At 59.7% G+C, this 18,322-nt stretch carries 16 protein-coding genes; 12 read left to right on the top strand and 4 right to left on the bottom strand.

Annotation, left to right across the window (positions count from 1 at the left end; genetic code table 11):
• Nucleotides 1–5: 5 nt before the first annotated feature.
• The 4 genes from BW979_RS10060 to BW979_RS10075 all read right to left on the bottom strand — a co-directional run bounded on the left by BW979_RS10060 (nt 6) and on the right by BW979_RS10075 (nt 3,690).
• Nucleotides 6–992, bottom strand: a complete 987-nt coding sequence (locus tag BW979_RS10060) for a hypothetical protein (RefSeq protein ID WP_076383736.1) — start codon at nt 990–992, stop codon at nt 6–8.
• A 452-nt stretch (nt 993–1,444) separates the two neighbouring features.
• Nucleotides 1,445–2,692, bottom strand: a complete 1,248-nt coding sequence (locus BW979_RS10065) for a ribonucleotide-diphosphate reductase subunit beta (RefSeq protein ID WP_025215114.1) — start codon at nt 2,690–2,692, stop codon at nt 1,445–1,447.
• Between the two features lie 489 nt (nt 2,693–3,181).
• Nucleotides 3,182–3,397 carry a hypothetical protein gene (locus BW979_RS10070; protein WP_047228793.1) on the bottom strand — a complete coding sequence of 72 codons (216 nt, stop codon included), beginning with the start codon at nt 3,395–3,397 and terminating at the stop codon, nt 3,182–3,184.
• A gap of 29 nt (nt 3,398–3,426) precedes the next feature.
• Entirely contained in the window at nt 3,427–3,690 is a 264-nt protein-coding gene (locus tag BW979_RS10075; protein WP_047228792.1) for a DUF2790 domain-containing protein, read from the bottom strand.
• A gap of 565 nt (nt 3,691–4,255) precedes the next feature.
• Between BW979_RS10075 and acs the strand changes: the two genes are divergently transcribed.
• From acs to BW979_RS10135, 12 genes are all read left to right on the top strand, one after another.
• The gene (gene acs / locus BW979_RS10080) at nt 4,256–6,211 is read left to right on the top strand and encodes an acetate--CoA ligase (protein WP_047228791.1); all 1,956 of its coding nucleotides are present in this window, start codon (nt 4,256–4,258) and stop codon (nt 6,209–6,211) included.
• Between the two features lie 711 nt (nt 6,212–6,922).
• Entirely contained in the window at nt 6,923–7,696 is a 774-nt protein-coding gene (locus BW979_RS10085; protein ID WP_047228790.1) for an ABC transporter substrate-binding protein, read from the top strand.
• A 90-nt stretch (nt 7,697–7,786) separates the two neighbouring features.
• Nucleotides 7,787–8,476 (top strand): ABC transporter permease, encoded by a 690-nt coding sequence (locus BW979_RS10090; RefSeq protein ID WP_047228789.1) that lies wholly within the window; start codon nt 7,787–7,789, stop codon nt 8,474–8,476.
• A complete protein-coding gene (locus BW979_RS10095) occupies nt 8,473–9,171 on the top strand; it encodes an ABC transporter permease (RefSeq protein WP_047228788.1) in 699 nt (232 codons plus the stop codon). The genes BW979_RS10090 and BW979_RS10095 overlap by 4 nt, the downstream gene beginning before the upstream one ends.
• A 56-nt stretch (nt 9,172–9,227) precedes the next feature.
• Complete coding sequence (locus BW979_RS10100) at nt 9,228–9,992, top strand: ABC transporter ATP-binding protein (protein ID WP_047228787.1); 765 nt, start codon at nt 9,228–9,230, stop codon at nt 9,990–9,992.
• Between the two features lie 113 nt (nt 9,993–10,105).
• The gene (gene argR, locus BW979_RS10105) at nt 10,106–11,086 is read left to right on the top strand and encodes a transcriptional regulator ArgR (protein WP_047228786.1); all 981 of its coding nucleotides are present in this window, start codon (nt 10,106–10,108) and stop codon (nt 11,084–11,086) included.
• Nucleotides 11,087–11,484: 398 nt separating this feature from the next.
• Nucleotides 11,485–12,705 carry an aspartate aminotransferase family protein gene (locus BW979_RS10110; RefSeq protein WP_047228785.1) on the top strand — a complete coding sequence of 407 codons (1,221 nt, stop codon included), beginning with the start codon at nt 11,485–11,487 and terminating at the stop codon, nt 12,703–12,705.
• A gap of 217 nt (nt 12,706–12,922) precedes the next feature.
• Entirely contained in the window at nt 12,923–13,942 is a 1,020-nt protein-coding gene (gene aruF, locus BW979_RS10115; protein WP_047228784.1) for an arginine/ornithine succinyltransferase subunit alpha, read from the top strand.
• A 54-nt stretch (nt 13,943–13,996) separates the two neighbouring features.
• On the top strand, nt 13,997–15,022 hold the full coding sequence (gene astA, locus BW979_RS10120) for an arginine N-succinyltransferase (RefSeq protein WP_076383737.1): 1,026 nt from the start codon (nt 13,997–13,999) through the stop codon (nt 15,020–15,022).
• Nucleotides 15,019–16,488: a succinylglutamate-semialdehyde dehydrogenase gene (gene astD / locus BW979_RS10125; protein WP_172833815.1), complete on the top strand. Its 1,470-nt coding sequence runs from the start codon at nt 15,019–15,021 to the stop codon at nt 16,486–16,488. The genes astA and astD overlap by 4 nt, the downstream gene beginning before the upstream one ends.
• 129 nt (nt 16,489–16,617) lie before the next feature.
• Nucleotides 16,618–17,964, top strand: coding sequence for an N-succinylarginine dihydrolase (astB, locus tag BW979_RS10130; RefSeq protein ID WP_076383739.1), 1,347 nt, complete (start codon nt 16,618–16,620; stop codon nt 17,962–17,964).
• Between the two features lie 70 nt (nt 17,965–18,034).
• Nucleotides 18,035–18,322 (top strand): hypothetical protein, encoded by a 288-nt coding sequence (locus BW979_RS10135; protein ID WP_047228780.1) that lies wholly within the window; start codon nt 18,035–18,037, stop codon nt 18,320–18,322.

The following is an 18,322-nucleotide window of genomic DNA, read 5'->3' on the forward strand; positions in this document are numbered from 1 at the left end:
GGTAGCTATTGACCAGCCAACCCCGGCGCTTCCCGAATAATGAAGTGATCCAGGTTCTCGATATTGGCGCTGAACACCCCGAACGTCTGCTCGGGGTTTTTCTTGCTCGGCACCTGTTTCAGCTCCGGCGTCACGCCATAAAAGAAGCAATACAATGGCGCGTCACTCTCGATGGCGTGCTTGATCTCTTCCAGAAACGCTTTGCGTTTGCGGTAGTTGTCGATCAGCTTCTTGCTCAGGTAAACGTTCACCGAGTAAGGCTTCTTCTTCGCCTCGTCCGGTTGCTTGAACCAGACCTTTGCTTCGAAGTCGATGCGAAAGCTCTGGGTGTAATCCTTGATCTGCTTGATCTTGCCCCAGTAAATCAGCCCCTTGTTGTCCAGCAGGTATTCGATCTTCTTGAAGAACGATCCATAGGGCGCCGTGTGCTCGCCAATCTTCAGCGGCATGCGCTTGAGCAGTTCCCTGTCCGCGAAGTTCGACACAAAACACTCCACCGGATGGGCGAAGACGCTGGTCTTGTCCGGCGCTGAATCACGGCTCGGGTGCTCGACATGACTGGCGGCTGAAGGCTCTCGCTCATCGCGCAGAACGTCCGCCACCACCGTCGGGCTGGATGGCTTGCGCACATACTCACGCCGAGTCAGCAATAATTCCGACGGAAAATGCTCCTCCGGACCGTCATCCGTTTCCCCGCCCTCCGTCTCCAGGCCTGATGCCGGAGTCTTCAGGCTGACATAAGGACAACCCTCGATATGCCGCGTGCTGGGGATGTTCTTGAAGTGCGGCGTGCGCACGTAATTCACGTTCTTGGCGTTGAACGTCCCCAACACATTCGCCGCATCAAACGCCGCCCGACAGGCATCGTTGGGGCATTGAAACTGTTCCTTCGCGGAATCGAATGCCACCGTCTCGTCAAAATTCAAATCGCGCACGTCATAGATCGACAGCTTGTCGTCGAGGCTGAGGCAGTAGGCGAGGTCGAATTTCATCGGGGCTCGGGTCCATGAGGGGGAAATGTATTAATAGCGAAGGGCAGGGCCGGTTGCACTCAAAGTTTCAGCACACCACCAAAAAACTGTGGGAGCGAGCCTGCTCGCGATTCCCAAAATTCCCCGGCCATCAAGCTTGCCGCTAACCTGTGGTTTGACACCCCGTGGCGAGGGAGCTTGCTCCCGCTGGCTGCGTAGCAGCCCCAATTCCATATCACCAACAAAAAACCGCCGCCTGAACAACGGACGACGGCTTCTGATGGAATCTCAAAACCCTCGCAAAATCCGAGAAGCTTTCCGCCACCAATGCGCAACGATTCTGAGTTTTTCGTAGGGCAAAGGTTGCTTGGCTGCCCTGAAGTTAAACGCGATATCGGCTCTTATAGAAAACAAAAAACCCCGTTTTCACGGGGTTTTTATTTAAGCGTGCAGCCTAAGATTTTTCTTTCGAATCAATCCCAGCTAAGCGCCCCACCCGTCTGATACTCAATCACCCGAGTCTCAAAGAAGTTCTTCTCTTTCTTCAAGTCCATGATCTCGCTCATCCAAGGGAACGGGTTCGTCGTCCCTGGATACTCTTCCTTCAGACCAATCTGCGACAGGCGACGGTTAGCGATGAACTTGAGGTAGTCCTCCATCATCGCCGCGTTCATGCCCAGCACGCCGCGAGGCATGGTGTCGCGCGCGTATTCGATCTCCAACTGAGTCCCTTGCAGGATCATCTGGGTCGCTTCTTCCTTCATCTCGGCATCCCACAAGTGCGGGTTTTCGATTTTGATCTGGTTGATCACGTCGATGCCGAAGTTCAGGTGCATGGATTCGTCGCGCAGGATGTATTGGAACTGCTCGGCGACGCCGGTCATTTTGTTGCGGCGGCCCATGGAGAGGATCTGGGTGAAGCCGCAGTAGAAGAAGATGCCTTCCAGAACGCAGTAGTAGGCGATCAGGTTGCGCAGCAATTCCTTGTCGGTGTCCGGGGTGCCGGTTTCGAACTTCGGATCGGAGATCGAACGGGTGTATTTCAGGCCCCAGGCGGCTTTTTTCGCGACCGATGGGATCTCGTGGTACATGTTGAAGATTTCGCCTTCATCCATGGCCAGCGATTCGATGCAGTACTGGTAGGCGTGGGTGTGGATCGCCTCTTCGAACGCCTGGCGCAGGATGTACTGGCGGCATTCGGGGTTGGTGATCAGGCGGTACACGGCCAAGACCAGGTTGTTGGCAACCAGGGAGTCGGCGGTGGAGAAGAAGCCCAGGTTGCGCATCACGATGCGGCGCTCGTCGTCGGTCAGGCCTTCCGGGGTTTTCCAGAGGGCGATGTCGGCGGTCATGTTGACTTCTTGCGGCATCCAGTGGTTTGCGCAGCCGTCCAGGTACTTCTGCCAGGCCCAGTCGTATTTGAATGGCACGAGCTGGTTGAGGTCGGCGCGGCAGTTGATCATGCGCTTTTCATCGACGGCGACACGGGCGGAGGCGCCTTCGAGTTCGGCGAGGCCTTCGGCGACGTCGAGTTTGTCGAGGGCGGCCTTGGCGCGAATGATCGCGGCCGAGTCGCTGGCCGTCACGGCCCGGGCTTCGAGGGCGGCGGCACCGCCGGCGCTGTCGAGGCGGTCCATGTTGGCTTCAGAAGCGTGGCCGGCGTTGGCGCCTTTTACAGCGACTTCGCCGTCTTCTTTGTCGAATTCGTCCCAGCTCAGCATGACGTGTTGTCTCCTGCGTGAGGGCCAGATGCCCGTTGAAGGCCTACTGGCCGCGGTGGATCTTGGAAAATCGTTTGTTGCAGCAGCTGACGCAGGCAATAAACAGAAAAATGTACGGGTCGTTCTGAAGCGGCTGTGAGCGCGAGGAGGCAATGGGCCTCTGCGTGGGCTTCAGGCTGGTTTGACTCCCTGTAAGGGAATATTGCAGGCCCGTTTAAGGCGGCATTATAAGGACTTTTTTGCCTACGTGCTGCGGCGAAATAGCCCACGGAGGAGGTCGCGGGCGGTATATCCGCGTGGGAGCAAGGGTTTACAAGGCTTTGGCCGCTGAAGATTTTTTTTGCATGGGTCGGGTGACGGTATTTTTTGATCAAAAAACGAGCATTTTTTGAGGTTTTGCACTACATGTTGTGTTTGCAAGGGCTTTTTGATGGTTACAGACACAACCAAGCCCGATCAAAATCGGGCTATGGAAAATGCCATTTATGATCAACCGATATGTGCCGAACCGGTGTGGTCATAGCCATCTTCAGCGACAGTAGCGGAGCCGGTGCGGTCGTAGCCATCCTCGGCAACGGTGGCCGAACCGGTTCGGTCGTAACCGTCTTCAGCGACAGCGGAGCCGGTGCGGTCATAACCGTCGGCGGCAAAGGTCTGGGCGGCCAGGACGGACAGGGTCAAGGCAAGGATCAGTTTGGTTTTCATGGAGGTTGCTCCTGGTTCGTTTAAGTTGATCAGCCGTTGGAGCAGCCGGTGCCCATGACGCTGTAGCGCAGGATGTGGCGCTGGCCTTTGGAGTCGTCGTATTCCATCTTGGCCGGGACCACTTCGCAGACGTTCGGGATGTCGCTCATGGAGATGACTTTGGCGATGTCCAGGTGGGTGGAGTAGGTGTACTCCTCAATGGCTGGTTTTTGCTGTGCAACGTCGGTCGGGGCCTCATCTGCCATCGCGGTGACGCTAAGGCCAGCGAGGACCAGAACCCATAAAGCTTTCATCTGTTTCACCTTTTTTGAGGTCGAGTGGGGTCACGCAACCTTTTTGGGGCTGCGTGTGGAACAGGTTTTGGGAGTTGGATTAACGGCCTTCGTGGGGGCTGTGTTGCGTTAATCGTGTTTGCCGGTTGGCGAGGTGGATTTTAGGGGGTGGGGTTAATCGCAAAAAGACCGGGTTTTGATAAACACTGTTGGTTGATCTGGTAATAATCGTTGCAGAGTCCGGTGGCTGTCTGTGCCATCGATGTTGGATGTGCCGCCGCTATCGCGAGCAGGCTCGCTCCCACAGGGGAGCGGCGTTGGACACAAAGCAAGCGTTCAGTGGAGATCAATTGTGGGAGCGAGCCTGCTCGCGATGGCGGTGTGTCAGTCAATATCAATGCAAACTGATCCACCACCCTCAGGAGCAAGCCCACTCCCACACAGGAAAAGGCCTGCTGGCAGGGGTTTGCACGTTAGTACCGACATTTTGTAGGGACTTGTTACTACCATCGTCGAATGGTTCTATAGGCTCGCCCCGGCTACAACGGGTACATACAAAAACAACTATGTCACCGAGGTAAGAAAGATGAGTGCGGCTTCTCTGTATCCCGTTCGTCCCGAGGTAGCGGCTAACACGCTGACTGACGAGGCGACCTACAAGGCCATGTACCAGCAGTCGGTGGTCAACCCGGATGGTTTCTGGCGCGAGCAGGCCAAGCGCCTCGACTGGATCAAGCCTTTCACCACGGTGAAGCAGACGTCCTTCGACGATCACCATGTCGACATCAAGTGGTTTGCCGATGGCACCTTGAACGTTTCCTACAACTGCCTCGACCGTCATCTGGCCGAGCGCGGCGATCAGATTGCGATCATCTGGGAGGGCGATGACCCTGCCGAGAGCCGCAATATCACCTATCGCGAGCTGCATGAAGAAGTCTGCAAGTTCGCCAACGCCCTGCGCGGCCAGGACGTGCATCGCGGCGACGTGGTGACGATCTATATGCCGATGATCCCCGAAGCCGTGGTCGCCATGCTGGCCTGCACCCGGATCGGCGCGATTCACTCGGTAGTGTTTGGCGGTTTCTCGCCGGAAGCACTGGCCGGTCGGATTATCGACTGCAAATCCAAAGTGGTGATCACTGCTGACGAAGGTATTCGTGCAGGCAAGAAGATCCCGCTCAAGGCCAACGTCGATGATGCGTTGACCAACCCGGAAACCAGCAGCATCCAGAAAGTCATCGTGTGCAAGCGCACGGCTGGCAACATCAAGTGGAACCAGCACCGTGACATCTGGTACGAAGACCTGATGAAAGTGGCCGGTACCGTTTGTGCGCCGAAGGAAATGGGCGCTGAAGAGGCGCTGTTCATCCTCTACACCTCCGGTTCCACCGGTAAGCCAAAGGGCGTGCAGCACACCACCGCCGGTTACCTGCTCTATGCGGCCCTGACCCATGAGCGCGTGTTCGACTACAAGCCGGGCGAAGTCTACTGGTGCACCGCCGACGTCGGCTGGGTCACCGGCCACAGCTACATCGTCTACGGCCCGTTGGCCAATGGCGCGACCACGCTGTTGTTCGAAGGCGTGCCGAACTACCCGGACATCACCCGGGTGGCCCAGGTCATCGACAAGCACAAGGTCAATATTCTCTACACCGCGCCGACCGCCATCCGCGCGATGATGGCCTCGGGCACCGCCGCTGTCGAAGGTGCCGATGGCAGCAGCCTGCGCCTGCTGGGTTCGGTGGGCGAGCCGATCAACCCGGAAGCCTGGGACTGGTACTACAAGAATGTCGGCAAGGAGCGTTGCCCGATCGTCGACACCTGGTGGCAGACCGAAACCGGTGGCGTGCTGATCAGCCCATTGCCGGGTGCCACGGCGTTGAAGCCGGGTTCGGCCACGCGTCCGTTCTTCGGCGTGGTGCCAGCGCTGGTGGATAACCTTGGCAACCTGGTGGAAGGCGCGGCCGAAGGCAATCTGGTGATCCTCGATTCGTGGCCAGGCCAGGCGCGCACGCTGTACGGCGACCACGACCGCTTTGTCGACACCTACTTCAAGACCTTCAGCGGCATGTACTTCACCGGCGACGGTGCGCGTCGTGACGAGGACGGCTACTACTGGATCACCGGTCGGGTGGATGACGTGCTCAACGTGTCCGGCCACCGCATGGGCACGGCCGAAATCGAAAGCGCCATGGTTGCCCACCCGAAAGTCGCCGAAGCGGCGGTGGTGGGTGTGCCGCACGACATCAAGGGGCAGGGCATTTATGTCTACGTGACCCTCAATGCCGGCGAAGAAACCAGCGAGGCCTTGCGTCTGGAACTGAAGAACTGGGTGCGCAAGGAGATCGGTCCGATTGCCTCGCCAGACGTGATCCAGTGGGCCCCGGGCCTGCCGAAGACCCGTTCCGGCAAGATCATGCGCCGCATCCTGCGCAAGATCGCCACGGCGGAATACGATGGGCTGGGTGATATCTCCACCTTGGCTGATCCGGGTGTGGTGGCGCATCTGATCGAGACGCACAAGACCATGAACGTCGCCTGACGGTAACCCGTAACACCGAAAAGCCCCGCCCGGTTTTGCCGAGCGGGGTTTTTTTATGGTCGCTAACGCCAGGAGAGTTTGACGTGTGGTGCCTTTGTGGCGAGGGAGCTTGCTCCCGCTCGGCTGCGCAGCAGTCGTAAACCGGCCAATGCGGTATGACTGAACGACCGCTGTGCCTGGCTTTGGGGCTGCTGCGCAGCCCAGCGGGAGCAAGCTCCCTCGCCACGGGTTCGATGGATGAATAAATATCGGCGTTTAAAGTAGGAGGGGGCTGAACGTTACCGGTGTTTCGGAATGTGTAACCAAAGGCGCCACAACGGGGCGATGTGAAACGCGAAGCCCCGTTATAGGGCGGATCCAGGCGTCTTGGAAAACAAGGCGACACGCTGTGCTTGCCGGATTAGAAGGGTTTGCGAATAATGGGCCCGCAATTTGCAGCATAGATCGGTTTCCTTTCTTTTGCTCTTGCATGAATTTGCGGGGCTGTCAATGCGCTCAGGTCGCGTTTTCTGTGCTTCTGTAATTTGTTGTCGCATTGAAGAAATATCGGCTTCGGGCCTGTCGTTAGAATGCCGATCACTCGCTCGTCGTGAGCTGCGTTGAATTGACGCACGCTTTCTTAGGACGCAGCACTAAAGTTCGTTCCACCCATTCGCATATTGGGCTGTTGCTCACTCTGCCGTTTTTGCCCTTTCCCGATGGAGTCCCAAGATGAAGAAACTTGTGCTGCTTGGCGCCCTGGCACTGTCCGTGCTGTCCCTGTCGACATTCGCCGCAGAAAAGCCCCTGAAAATCGGTATCGAAGCGGCTTACCCTCCGTTCGCCTCGAAGGCCCCGGACGGCAGTATCGTCGGTTTCGACTACGACATCGGCAATGCACTGTGCGAAGAGATGAAGGTCAAGTGCGTGTGGGTCGAGCAGGAATTCGACGGCCTGATCCCGGCGCTCAAGGTGCGCAAGATCGACGCGATCCTGTCTTCCATGTCCATCACTGAAGATCGCAAGAAGTCTGTTGATTTCACCAACAAGTATTACAACACCCCGGCTCGTCTGGTGATGAAGGCCGGCACTCAGATCAGCGAGGGCCTGACCGAGCTCAAGGGCAAGAACGTCGGCGTGCAGCGCGGTTCGATCCACGAGCGCTTCGCCCGTGAAGTCCTGGCCCCGCTGGGTGCCGAGATCAAGCCGTACGGTTCGCAGAATGAAATCTACCTGGACCTGTCCGCCGGCCGCCTCGACGGCACCGTGGCAGACGCTACCCTGTTGGATGACGGTTTCCTCAAGACCGACGCCGGCAAGGGCTTTGCGTTCGTGGGCCCGGCCTTCACCGACGTCAAATACTTCGGTGACGGCGTAGGCATCGCGGTTCGCAAGGGTGATGCCCTCAAGGACAAGATCAACGGCGCGATTGCCGCCATTCGCGAGAACGGCAAATACAAGCAAATCCAGGACAAGTACTTCGCCTTCGATATCTACGGCCAGTAACAACGTCCCGCCACTCGTGCGAAATGGCGCAAGCAACAGGATCTCTGCGGTTTGCGCCATTTTTTCATCCCACTCTCGAGGACCTGAATCATGTTGAAAGGCTACGGGGCTGTCATCCTCGATGGCGCATGGTTGACGCTTGAGCTCGCCTTGTCGTCCATGGCCCTGGCCATTGTCCTGGGGCTGATCGGCGTCGCGTTGCGCCTCTCGCCAGTGCGCTGGCTGGCGTGGCTGGGTGACCTGTATTCCACGGTCATTCGCGGCATTCCCGACCTTGTGCTGATCCTGCTGATTTTCTATGGCGGCCAGGACCTGCTCAATCGCGTGGCGCCGATGCTCGGTTATGACGATTACATCGACCTGAACCCGCTGGCGGCCGGCATCGGTACCCTGGGGTTTATTTTCGGTGCGTACCTGTCGGAAACCTTTCGCGGCGCGTTCATGGCCATCCCCAAGGGGCAGGCCGAGGCGGGCATGGCGTATGGCATGAGTGGGTTCCAGGTGTTTTTCCGGGTGATGGTGCCGCAGATGATTCGCCTGGCGATTCCGGGGTTCACCAACAACTGGCTGGTGTTGACCAAGGCCACGGCGCTGATTTCGGTGGTGGGCCTGCAAGACATGATGTTCAAGGCCAAGCAGGCGGCGGATGCCACCCGCGAGCCTTTCACCTTCTTCCTGGCAGTGGCGGCAATGTACCTGGTGATTACCAGTGTCTCGTTGCTGGCATTGCGTCAACTCGAGAAGCGCTACTCGGTAGGCATAAGGGCGGCTGATCTATGATCTTCGACTACAACGTCATCTACGAAGCCTTGCCGCTGTACTTCAGCGGCCTGCTGACCACCTTGAAGCTGCTGGCCCTGTCGCTGTTCTTCGGTCTGCTGGCGGCGTTGCCCCTGGGGCTGATGCGGGTGTCCAAGCAGCCGGTCATCAACATGACCGCCTGGCTCTATACCTATGTGATTCGCGGCACGCCAATGCTGGTGCAGCTGTTTTTGATCTACTACGGATTGGCGCAGTTCGAAGCCGTACGCGAGAGCTTCCTCTGGCCGTGGCTGTCCAGCGCGACCTTCTGTGCCTGCCTGGCCTTTGCCATCAATACCAGCGCCTACACCGCCGAAATCATCGCCGGCAGCCTGCGCGCCACGCCTAACGGTGAGATCGAGGCGGCCAAGGCCATGGGCATGTCACGCTACAAGTTGTATCGCCGGATCCTGCTGCCATCGGCCCTGCGCCGGGCACTGCCGCAGTACAGCAACGAAGTGATCATGATGTTGCAGACCACCAGCCTGGCCTCCATCGTGACCCTGATCGACATCACCGGTGCCGCGCGCACGGTGAATGCGCAGTACTACTTGCCGTTCGAGGCTTACATCACGGCCGGCGTTTTCTACCTGTGCCTGACTTTTATCCTGGTGCGCCTGTTCAAGCTGGCCGAGCGCCGCTGGCTGGGTTACCTGGCCCCGCGCAAGCACTGATAACGCATCGATCCGATCGACTGCTCAACGACTGACGTTTTGTGAGAACCGACCGCATGTACAAGCTCGAAGTCCAAGACCTGCATAAACGCTATGGCAGTCACGAGGTGCTCAAGGGTGTGTCCCTCAAGGCCGCCGCCGGCGATGTGATCAGCATCATCGGCTCCAGTGGCTCGGGCAAAAGTACCTTCCTGCGTTGCATCAACCTGCTTGAGCAACCCCATGCCGGCAAGATTCTGCTCAACAACGAAGAGCTGAAACTGGTGGCTGGCAAGGACGGCGCCTTGAAGGCCGCCGACCCCAAGCAACTGCAGCGCATGCGTTCGCGGCTGTCGATGGTGTTCCAGCATTTCAACCTGTGGTCCCACATGACCGCGCTGGAAAACATCATGGAAGCGCCGGTGCATGTGCTGGGCGTAGCCAAGGCCGAGGCGCGCGAAAAGGCCGAGCACTACCTGAACAAGGTCGGCGTGGCGCATCGCAAGGACGCCTACCCGGGCCATATGTCCGGCGGTGAACAGCAGCGCGTGGCGATTGCCCGGGCGCTGGCGATGGAGCCGGAAGTCATGCTGTTCGACGAGCCGACTTCGGCCCTTGATCCGGAACTGGTGGGCGATGTGCTCAAAGTGATGCAGGCCCTGGCGCTGGAAGGCCGGACCATGGTGGTGGTGACCCACGAAATGGGCTTTGCCCGGGAAGTGTCGAACCAACTGATCTTCCTGCACAAAGGCATCGTTGAAGAAAGCGGCAACCCGCGCGAAGTGCTGGTCAATCCGCAATCGGAGCGGCTGCAACAATTTCTTTCGGGCAGCCTCAAGTAATCGTTCCCGTTACGCACCTGATTCAGGTCATGCTGCGCATCGCGCGCCAGATGGTCTAATTTGGTTGCAGCCGCTTTTGGCTTTAACACTGTTTTCGCTTCGGATTGCCCACCATGACTGCCCATCGAATTGGTTTCCTGATTTGGCCCAGCACTAAAGCCTTGACGCTGGCGCTGGCCGAGGAGGCCTTGCGTGTTGCTCAGCGGGTGCATCCGGATGTCGTCTACGAATTGTCGTTTTTGCAGGCCGAGCCGCAGACCGAAGGCGCCTGGCAGCTACCGGGCGAACCCTGGGCCGGCAAGCTTGAAGGTTTCCAGAAGCTGTTTCTGCTGGCTGATGAACCCCCGACCGCTCTTGCGCCACCCCTGAGCAGCGCGCTCAAACAGCTGGTGCGTGCCGGTTGTGTGATTGGCGGTTTGTCCGCCGGTGTCTACCCGTTGGCCCAACTGGGTCTTCTCGATGGTTTCCGCGCCGCCGTGCATTGGCGCTGGCAGGACGACTTTTCCGAGCGTTTCCCCAAGGTCATTGCCACCAGCCATCTGTTTGACTGGGACCGCGATCGCCTGACCGCTTGCGGTGGCATGTCGGTGCTCGATCTGCTGCTGGCTGTGTTGGCGCGCGATCACGGCGCGGAACTGGCCGGCGCGGTCTCTGAAGAGCTGGTGGTCGAGCGCATCCGCGAGGGGGGTGAGCGCCAGCGCATCCCGTTGCAGAACCGTCTGGGCTCCAGCCATCCGAAGCTCACCCAGGCCGTGCTGTTGATGGAAGCCAACATCGAAGAACCGCTGACCACCGACGAAATTGCCCAGCATGTGTGCGTGTCCCGTCGCCAGTTGGAGCGGATTTTCAAGCAATACCTCAATCGCGTGCCGAGCCAGTACTACCTGGAACTGCGTCTGAACAAGGCGCGGCAGATGCTGATGCAGACCAGCAAGTCGATCATTCAGATCGGCCTGTCCTGCGGCTTCTCCTCGGGGCCGCATTTTTCCAGCGCCTATCGCAACTTCTTCGGCGCCACGCCCCGGGAAGACCGCAACCAGCGGCGCAGCAGCAGCCCATTCGAATTGTCATCGGTGCCGTCCGAACGCGGCTAGGGCCGGCGCCTCCTCTGTAAGGGCGGGGGTATGTAACCCTGTGGCGAGGGGATTTATCCCCGTTGGGTTGCGAAGCAACCCCAAGACAGTCAACCCAATCTATCTGGCACACCGAATTGCCTGCTTTAGGGTTGCTTCGCAACCCAGCGGGGATAAATCCCCTCGCCACAAGGTTTTGCATGGCCAGGGAAATGTAGAAGCCAACGCCTAAAATCCCGCGACAACGTTTAAACTGCGCCTTTGCGACGCTATTTGTCGCATTGCCATAAACCCGCTAAAAACGGGGGTTGGCGCTATAAGAAGTTGTCGCTTGGCGACAAGGCCGGGCTGAAAACTGTCCTTACAATCCCCTCATCGCTCGCCAGTTCCAGGCGGGTGTTCCTCTTCAGGAGACTCCGATGTCCGTTGAGCAAGCCGCCGTACAACGCGCCGATTTCGATCAGGTTATGGTCCCCAACTATGCGCCTGCTGCTTTCATACCTGTGCGTGGCGCCGGTTCCCACGTGTGGGACCAGTCCGGTCGCGAACTGATCGACTTCGCCGGCGGTATCGCGGTCAACGTATTGGGACACGCCCATCCGAAACTGGTCGCCGCCCTGACTGAGCAAGCGAACAAGCTGTGGCATGTGTCCAACGTCTTTACCAATGAGCCGGCCCTGCGCCTGGCCCATAAACTGGTCAATGCAACCTTTGCCGAGCGGGCTTTCTTCTGCAACTCCGGCGCCGAAGCCAACGAGGCCGCCTTCAAGCTGGCCCGTCGCGTCGCGTTCGATCGTTTCGGGAGCGAGAAGTACGAAATCATTGCCGCGCTCAACAGCTTCCACGGCCGTACGCTGTTCACCGTGAACGTGGGCGGGCAATCGAAGTATTCTGACGGTTTCGGTCCTAAAATCACCGGTATTACCCACGTCCCTTACAACGACCTGGCGGCTTTGAAAGCGGCCATTTCGGACAAGACGTGCGCCGTGGTGCTGGAGCCGATCCAGGGCGAGGGCGGCGTATTGCCGGCCGAGCTGGGTTACCTGCAAGGTGCCCGTGACTTGTGCGATGCCCACGACGCGCTGCTGGTATTCGACGAAGTGCAGACCGGCATGGGCCGTAGCGGCCACCTGTTCGCCTACATGCATTACGGAGTGGTCCCGGACATCCTCACCAGCGCCAAGAGCCTGGGCGGTGGTTTCCCGATCGCGGCAATGCTCACCACTGAAGCGTTGGCCAAGCATCTGGTAGTCGGCACCCACGGCACCACTTACGGCGGCAACCCGCTGGCGTGTGCGGTGGCCGAAGCGGTGATCGATACCGTCAATACGCCTGAAGTGCTCGAAGGCGTGAAAGCCAAGCACCGCAAGTTCAAGACTCGCTTGGAGCAGATCGGCGAGAAATACGGCCTGTTCACCCAGGTGCGTGGTTTGGGGCTGCTGATCGGCTGTGTGCTGAACGACGCCTGGAAAGGCAAGGCCAAGGACATTTTCAACGCCGCCGAACAGGAAGGCCTGATGATCCTGCAGGCAGGTCCGGACGTGATTCGTTTCGCGCCGAGCCTGGTGGTCGAAGATGCCGACATCGATGCCGGCCTGGACCGCTTCGAGCGGGCCGCGGCGAAGCTGACGCAAGCCTGATTTTTAAAGGCCGGACCTGATCCATTGTGGGAGCGAGCCTGCTCGCGATGCAGGCGACTCGATCTGCCTGATGGGCCGAGGCGATCCTGATCGCGAGCAGGCTCGCTCCCACAGCAAGACCGTTTTACACGTGCGTTGAAGCGCTTGCCGGTCCGGTATTTTTTCTTTGTGTCGACCAATGGGTCGAACCATTTATTTCAAGTAAAGGAGTGACACCATGCTGGTGATGCGCCCCGCACAAATGGCGGATCTGGGCGAGGTACAGCGTCTGGCTGCGGACAGTCCGATCGGTGTCACTTCCTTGCCGGATGACGTGGAACGCCTGAGCGACAAGATCGCCGCGAGTGAAGCCTCGTTTGCCGCCGAAGTCAGCTTCAACGGCGAAGAAAGCTATTTCTTCGTCCTTGAAGATACCGCGACCGGCAAGCTGGCGGGCTGTTCGGCCATCGTTGCCTCGGCCGGTTATTCCGAGCCGTTCTACAGCTTTCGCAACGAGACGTTTGTTCATGCCTCCCGTGAGCTGAAGATCCACAACAAGATCCACGTGCTTTCCCAGTGCCACGACCTGACCGGCAACAGCTTGCTGACCAGCTTCTATGTGGTGCCGGAATTGGTCGGTTCGCCTTGGTCGGAACTCAATTCGCGTGGGCGCCTGCTGTTCGTCGCCAGCCATCCGGAGCGCTTTGCCGATTCGGTGGTGACCGAGATCGTCGGCTACAGCGATGAAAATGGCGACTCGCCGTTCTGGGACGCCATCGGTCGCAACTTCTTCGACCTCAACTACGCTGCCGCCGAGCGCCTGTGCGGGCTGAAGAGCCGCACCTTCCTCGCCGAGCTGATGCCGCATTACCCGATCTACGTGCCGCTGTTGCCGGACGCCGCCCAGGAAGCCATGGGCCAGGTCCATCCGCGTGCGCAGATCACTTTCGACATCCTCATGCGCGAGGGTTTCGAGACCGATCATTACATCGACATCTTTGACGGTGGCCCGACTCTGCATGCCCGTGTCTCGGGGATCCGCTCGATTGCCCAGAGCCGTGTGGTGCCGGTCAAGCTCGGCGAGCCCGTCAAGGGCGCCGGCCGGCAATACCTGGTGGCCAACGCCCAGTTGCAGGATTACCGCGCCGTTCTGTTGGAGCTTGACTACGCGCCCGGCAAACCGGTGACCCTGGATATGGAAGCGGCCGAAGCCTTGGGCGTCGGTGAGGGTGCCAGCGTGCGCCTGGTGGCGGTTTAACGCCTTACAGCGAAGTTTCGCGGGTGGCGCAAGCGGCCCGTTTGAGGAGATAGCATGATCGTTCGTCCCGTACGCAGCAGCGATTTACCCGCTCTGATTGCCCTGGCCCGCAGCACCGGCACCGGCCTGACCACCTTGCCGGCCAACGAGGAGCGCCTGGCTCATCGGGTCGGCTGGGCCGAGAAGACTTTTCGCGGCGAAGCCGGACGTGGCGATGCTGACTACCTGTTCGTGCTCGAAGACGACGACGGCCGTGTGGTGGGCATCTCAGCCATCGCCGGGGCCGTTGGGCTGCGCGAGCCCTGGTACAACTTCCGGGTCGGCCTGACGGTCAGCGCCTCCCAGGAGCTGAACATCTATCGGGAAATCCCGACGCTGTTTTTGGCCAACGACCTGACCGGCAACTCCGAGCTGTGTTCGCTGTTCCTGCATGCCGACTACCGCACTGGCCTCAATGGCCGCATGTTGGCCAAGGCGCGGCTGCTGTTCATCGCCGAATTCCCGAACCTGTTTGGCAACAAGATCATCGCCGAGATGCGTGGCATGTCCGATGACCGAGGCCGCTCGCCGTTCTGGGAAAGCCTGGGGCGACACTTTTTCAAGATGGAGTTCAGCCAGGCCGACTACCTGACCGGCGTGGGCAACAAGGCCTTCATCGCTGAGCTGATGCCCAAGTTCCCGCTGTACACCTGTTTCCTGTCGGAGGATGCCCGGGCGGTGATCGGCCAGGTTCATCCCGACACGGAGCCGGCGCTGTCGATGCTCAAGAGCGAAGGTTTCAGTTACCAGGGTTACGTCGACATCTTCGACGCCGGCCCGGCCGTTGAATGTGAAACCGGCAAGATCCGCGCGATCCGCGACAGCCAGGCACTGGTATTGGCCATCGGCACGCCGGGCGACGACGCCACGCCGTTCATCATGCATAACCGCAAACGCGAAGACTGCCGCATCACTGCTGCACCGGCGCGCTTGGCCGCGGGCACCTTGGTGGTTGATCCGCTGACTGCCAAACGTCTTCAACTCAACGCCGGCGATCAGGTGCGCGCCGTTGCGTTGTCCGCTGCTCGGGAGTCGAAATAATGAAGTCGCTGTACATCGCTGGAAGCTGGCTGGAAGGTCAGGGTGATCTCTTTGAGTCGTTGAACCCGGTGACCCAGCAAGTGCTGTGGTCTGGCAATGGCGCCACGGCGGCGCAGGTGGAGTCGGCGGTGCAGGCCGCGCGTCAGGCCTTCCCGGACTGGGCCCGCCGTTCGCTGGATGAGCGTATCCAGGTGCTGGAAGCGTTTGCCGCTGCCTTGAAGAGCCACGCCGATGAACTGGCCCACTGCATCGGTGAAGAAACCGGCAAGCCGTTGTGGGAAGCGACCACCGAAGTCACCAGCATGGTCAACAAGGTCGCCATTTCGATTCAGAGCTACCGTGAGCGGACCGGCGAAAAAAGCGGCCCCCTGGGTGACGCCATCGCTGTGCTGCGGCACAAGCCCCACGGTGTGGTGGCAGTGTTCGGCCCTTACAACTTCCCCGGCCATTTGCCCAACGGTCACATCGTACCGGCCTTGTTGGCGGGCAACACCGTGTTGTTCAAACCCAGCGAACTGACCCCGAAGGTCGCTGAGCTGACGGTCAAGTGCTGGGTCGAGGCCGGCCTGCCGGCGGGCGTGCTGAACCTGCTGCAAGGTGCGCGGGAAACCGGTATCGCCCTGGCGGCCAATCCGGGCATCGACGGGTTGTTTTTCACCGGCTCCAGCCGCACCGGCAACCTTTTGCATCAACAGTTTTCCGGGCGCCCGGATAAGATCCTGGCGCTGGAAATGGGCGGTAATAATCCGCTGGTGGTGGATGAGGTGGCGGACGTCGACGCGGCGGTCTACACCATCATTCAGTCGGCCTTCATTTCTGCCGGGCAGCGCTGTACCTGCGCGCGCCGCCTGTTGGTGCCCGAAGGGGCGTGGGGCGATGCCTTGCTGGCGCGCCTGGTGGCGGTCAGCTCGACGCTGGAAGTCGGCGCCTTTGATCAGCAACCGGCGCCATTCATGGGCTCGGTGATTTCCCTGGCCGCAGCGAAGGCGCTGATGGATGCGCAGAACCATTTGCTGGGCCTGGGCGCCGTGCCGCTGTTGACCATGACCCAACCGCAAGCCCAGGCGGCGTTGCTGACACCGGGCATCCTGGATGTGACGACGGTAGCCGAGCGTCCTGATGAAGAACTGTTCGGGCCGTTGTTGCAGGTGATTCGCTACGCGGATTTCGCTGCGGCAATCACCGAGGCCAACAACACCCAATATGGCTTGGCTGCGGGTCTGCTGTCGGATTCCCAGGAGCGCTACCAGCAGTTTTGGCTGCAGAGCCGTGCCGGCATCGTCAACTGGAACAAACAACTGACGGGAGCGGCCAGCAGCGCGCCGTTCGGCGGTGTTGGGGCCTCGGGCAACCACCGCGCCAGTGCCTACTACGCGGCCGACTATTGTGCGTATCCGGTGGCGTCTCTGGAAACCCCAAGCCTTGTCATGCCGGCTGCCCTTACTCCCGGCGTGAGAATGGCGTAGCCCCAATCGCGAGCAGGCTCGCTCCCACAAGGACCATGCAAGACCCTGTGGGAGCGAGTCTGCTCGCGAAGGCCGCGCTGCGGTCTTTACTGATGCCTATAAAAAACAGATTCTCGTGGAGCCTCGCTGATGAAATCCTATGAAGTCAACTTTGACGGTCTAGTGGGGCCGACCCACAACTACGGCGGGCTCTCGTACGGCAACGTCGCGTCCCAGAGCAATAGCCAGCAGTCTTCCAACCCCAAGGAAGCGGCGTTGCAGGGCTTGGCGAAAATGAAAGCGCTGATGGACATGGGCTTCCAGCAAGGTGTGCTGGCGCCACAGGAACGTCCCGACGTGGCGGCCCTGCGTCGGTTGGGTTTTGCCGGCAGCGATGCCCAGGTCATCCAGCAGGCTGCCAAAGAAGCGATGCCGCTGCTGGTCGCCAGTTGCTCGGCCTCCAGCATGTGGGTGGCCAACGCCGCCACTGTCAGCCCAAGCGCCGACACGGCTGACGGCCGCGTGCATTTCACTGCCGCCAACCTGAACTGCAAATACCACCGCAGCATTGAACACCCGACCACCAGTCGCGTACTGGGGGCGATGTTTGCCGATCAGCAGCACTTCGCCCACCACGCCGCGCTGCCGGCGGTGGCGCAGTTCGGCGACGAAGGCGCGGCCAACCACACGCGTTTCTGCCGGACCTACGGCGAGGCCGGTGTTGAATTCTTCGTGTTCGGCCGCAGCGCCTTCGATACCCGTTTTCCCGCGCCGCAGAAGTACCCGGCGCGCCAGACCCTGGAAGCTTCTCAAGCGGTCGCTCGTCTGCATGGTCTGAGGGAGGAGGGCGTGGTCTACGCCCAACAGAACCCATCGGTGATCGACCAGGGCGTGTTCCACAATGATGTGATCGCGGTGGGCAACGGCGAAGTGTTGTTCTATCACGAGGATGCGTTTCTCGAGACCGACCGGATGCTGGCCGAGCTGAGCAGCAAACTCGCCAAGGTCGGTGGGAAATTTCAGTCGGTATGCGTGCCGCGTTCGGCGGTTACCGTCGATGACGCGGTACGTTCCTACCTGTTCAATAGCCAGTTGCTGTCGCGTCCCGACGGCTCGATGCTGTTGATCGTGCCGGAGGAGTGCCGCGGCAACGAACGCGTCTGGCAGTACCTGCAAGGCCTGACGGGCTCTGGCGGGGTGATCGGCGAAGTGAAGGTCTTCGACCTCAAGCAAAGCATGCAGAACGGCGGTGGCCCGGCTTGCCTGAGGCTGCGCGTGGCACTCAATGAAACCGAACTGGCCGCCGTCAACCCAGGGGTTATCATGACCGCGCCGTTGTACGATTCGCTGACCCAATGGGTCGAGCGTCACTACCGCGATCGCATGACCGAAAACGACCTGGCAGACCCGCAGTTGCTGCTCGAATGCCGGGCGGCACTGGATGAGCTGACACAAATCCTTAAACTTGGCGCGGTTTATCCTTTCCAGATCAATTGAAAGCGCGCGCGACCTGACTACAGTCAAAGCAGGGCGCGATGCCTTTTTCCCCCGACGAGAACGTAAAAACATGAGCGATACCTTGCAACTGATCCTTGAAGACACCGACGGCACCCAACTGGAAACCTCCTGCACCCGCGTTGCGGTCATGTGGCAGGGCAAAGAGCTGTGGATCCAGCAGGACGGCCGCGGTCAGTTGCTGATCGGCGTCGATGTCGAAGAAGGCGATGAGGAATACGCCAACCTGTTGTTGCGCCCATTGGCGACCAACCTGGTGAGCCTGCAACTGGAAATGGAACCGGCCGACATGGGCGACGATGATCATGTCCATGGCCCGGATTGCGGCCACGACCATTAA

Origin of the sequence: Pseudomonas sp. A214, assembly GCF_900156295.1 — a bacterium.
In the GTDB taxonomy this organism is placed as follows: Bacteria; Pseudomonadota; Gammaproteobacteria; order Pseudomonadales; family Pseudomonadaceae; genus Aquipseudomonas; species Aquipseudomonas rhizophila.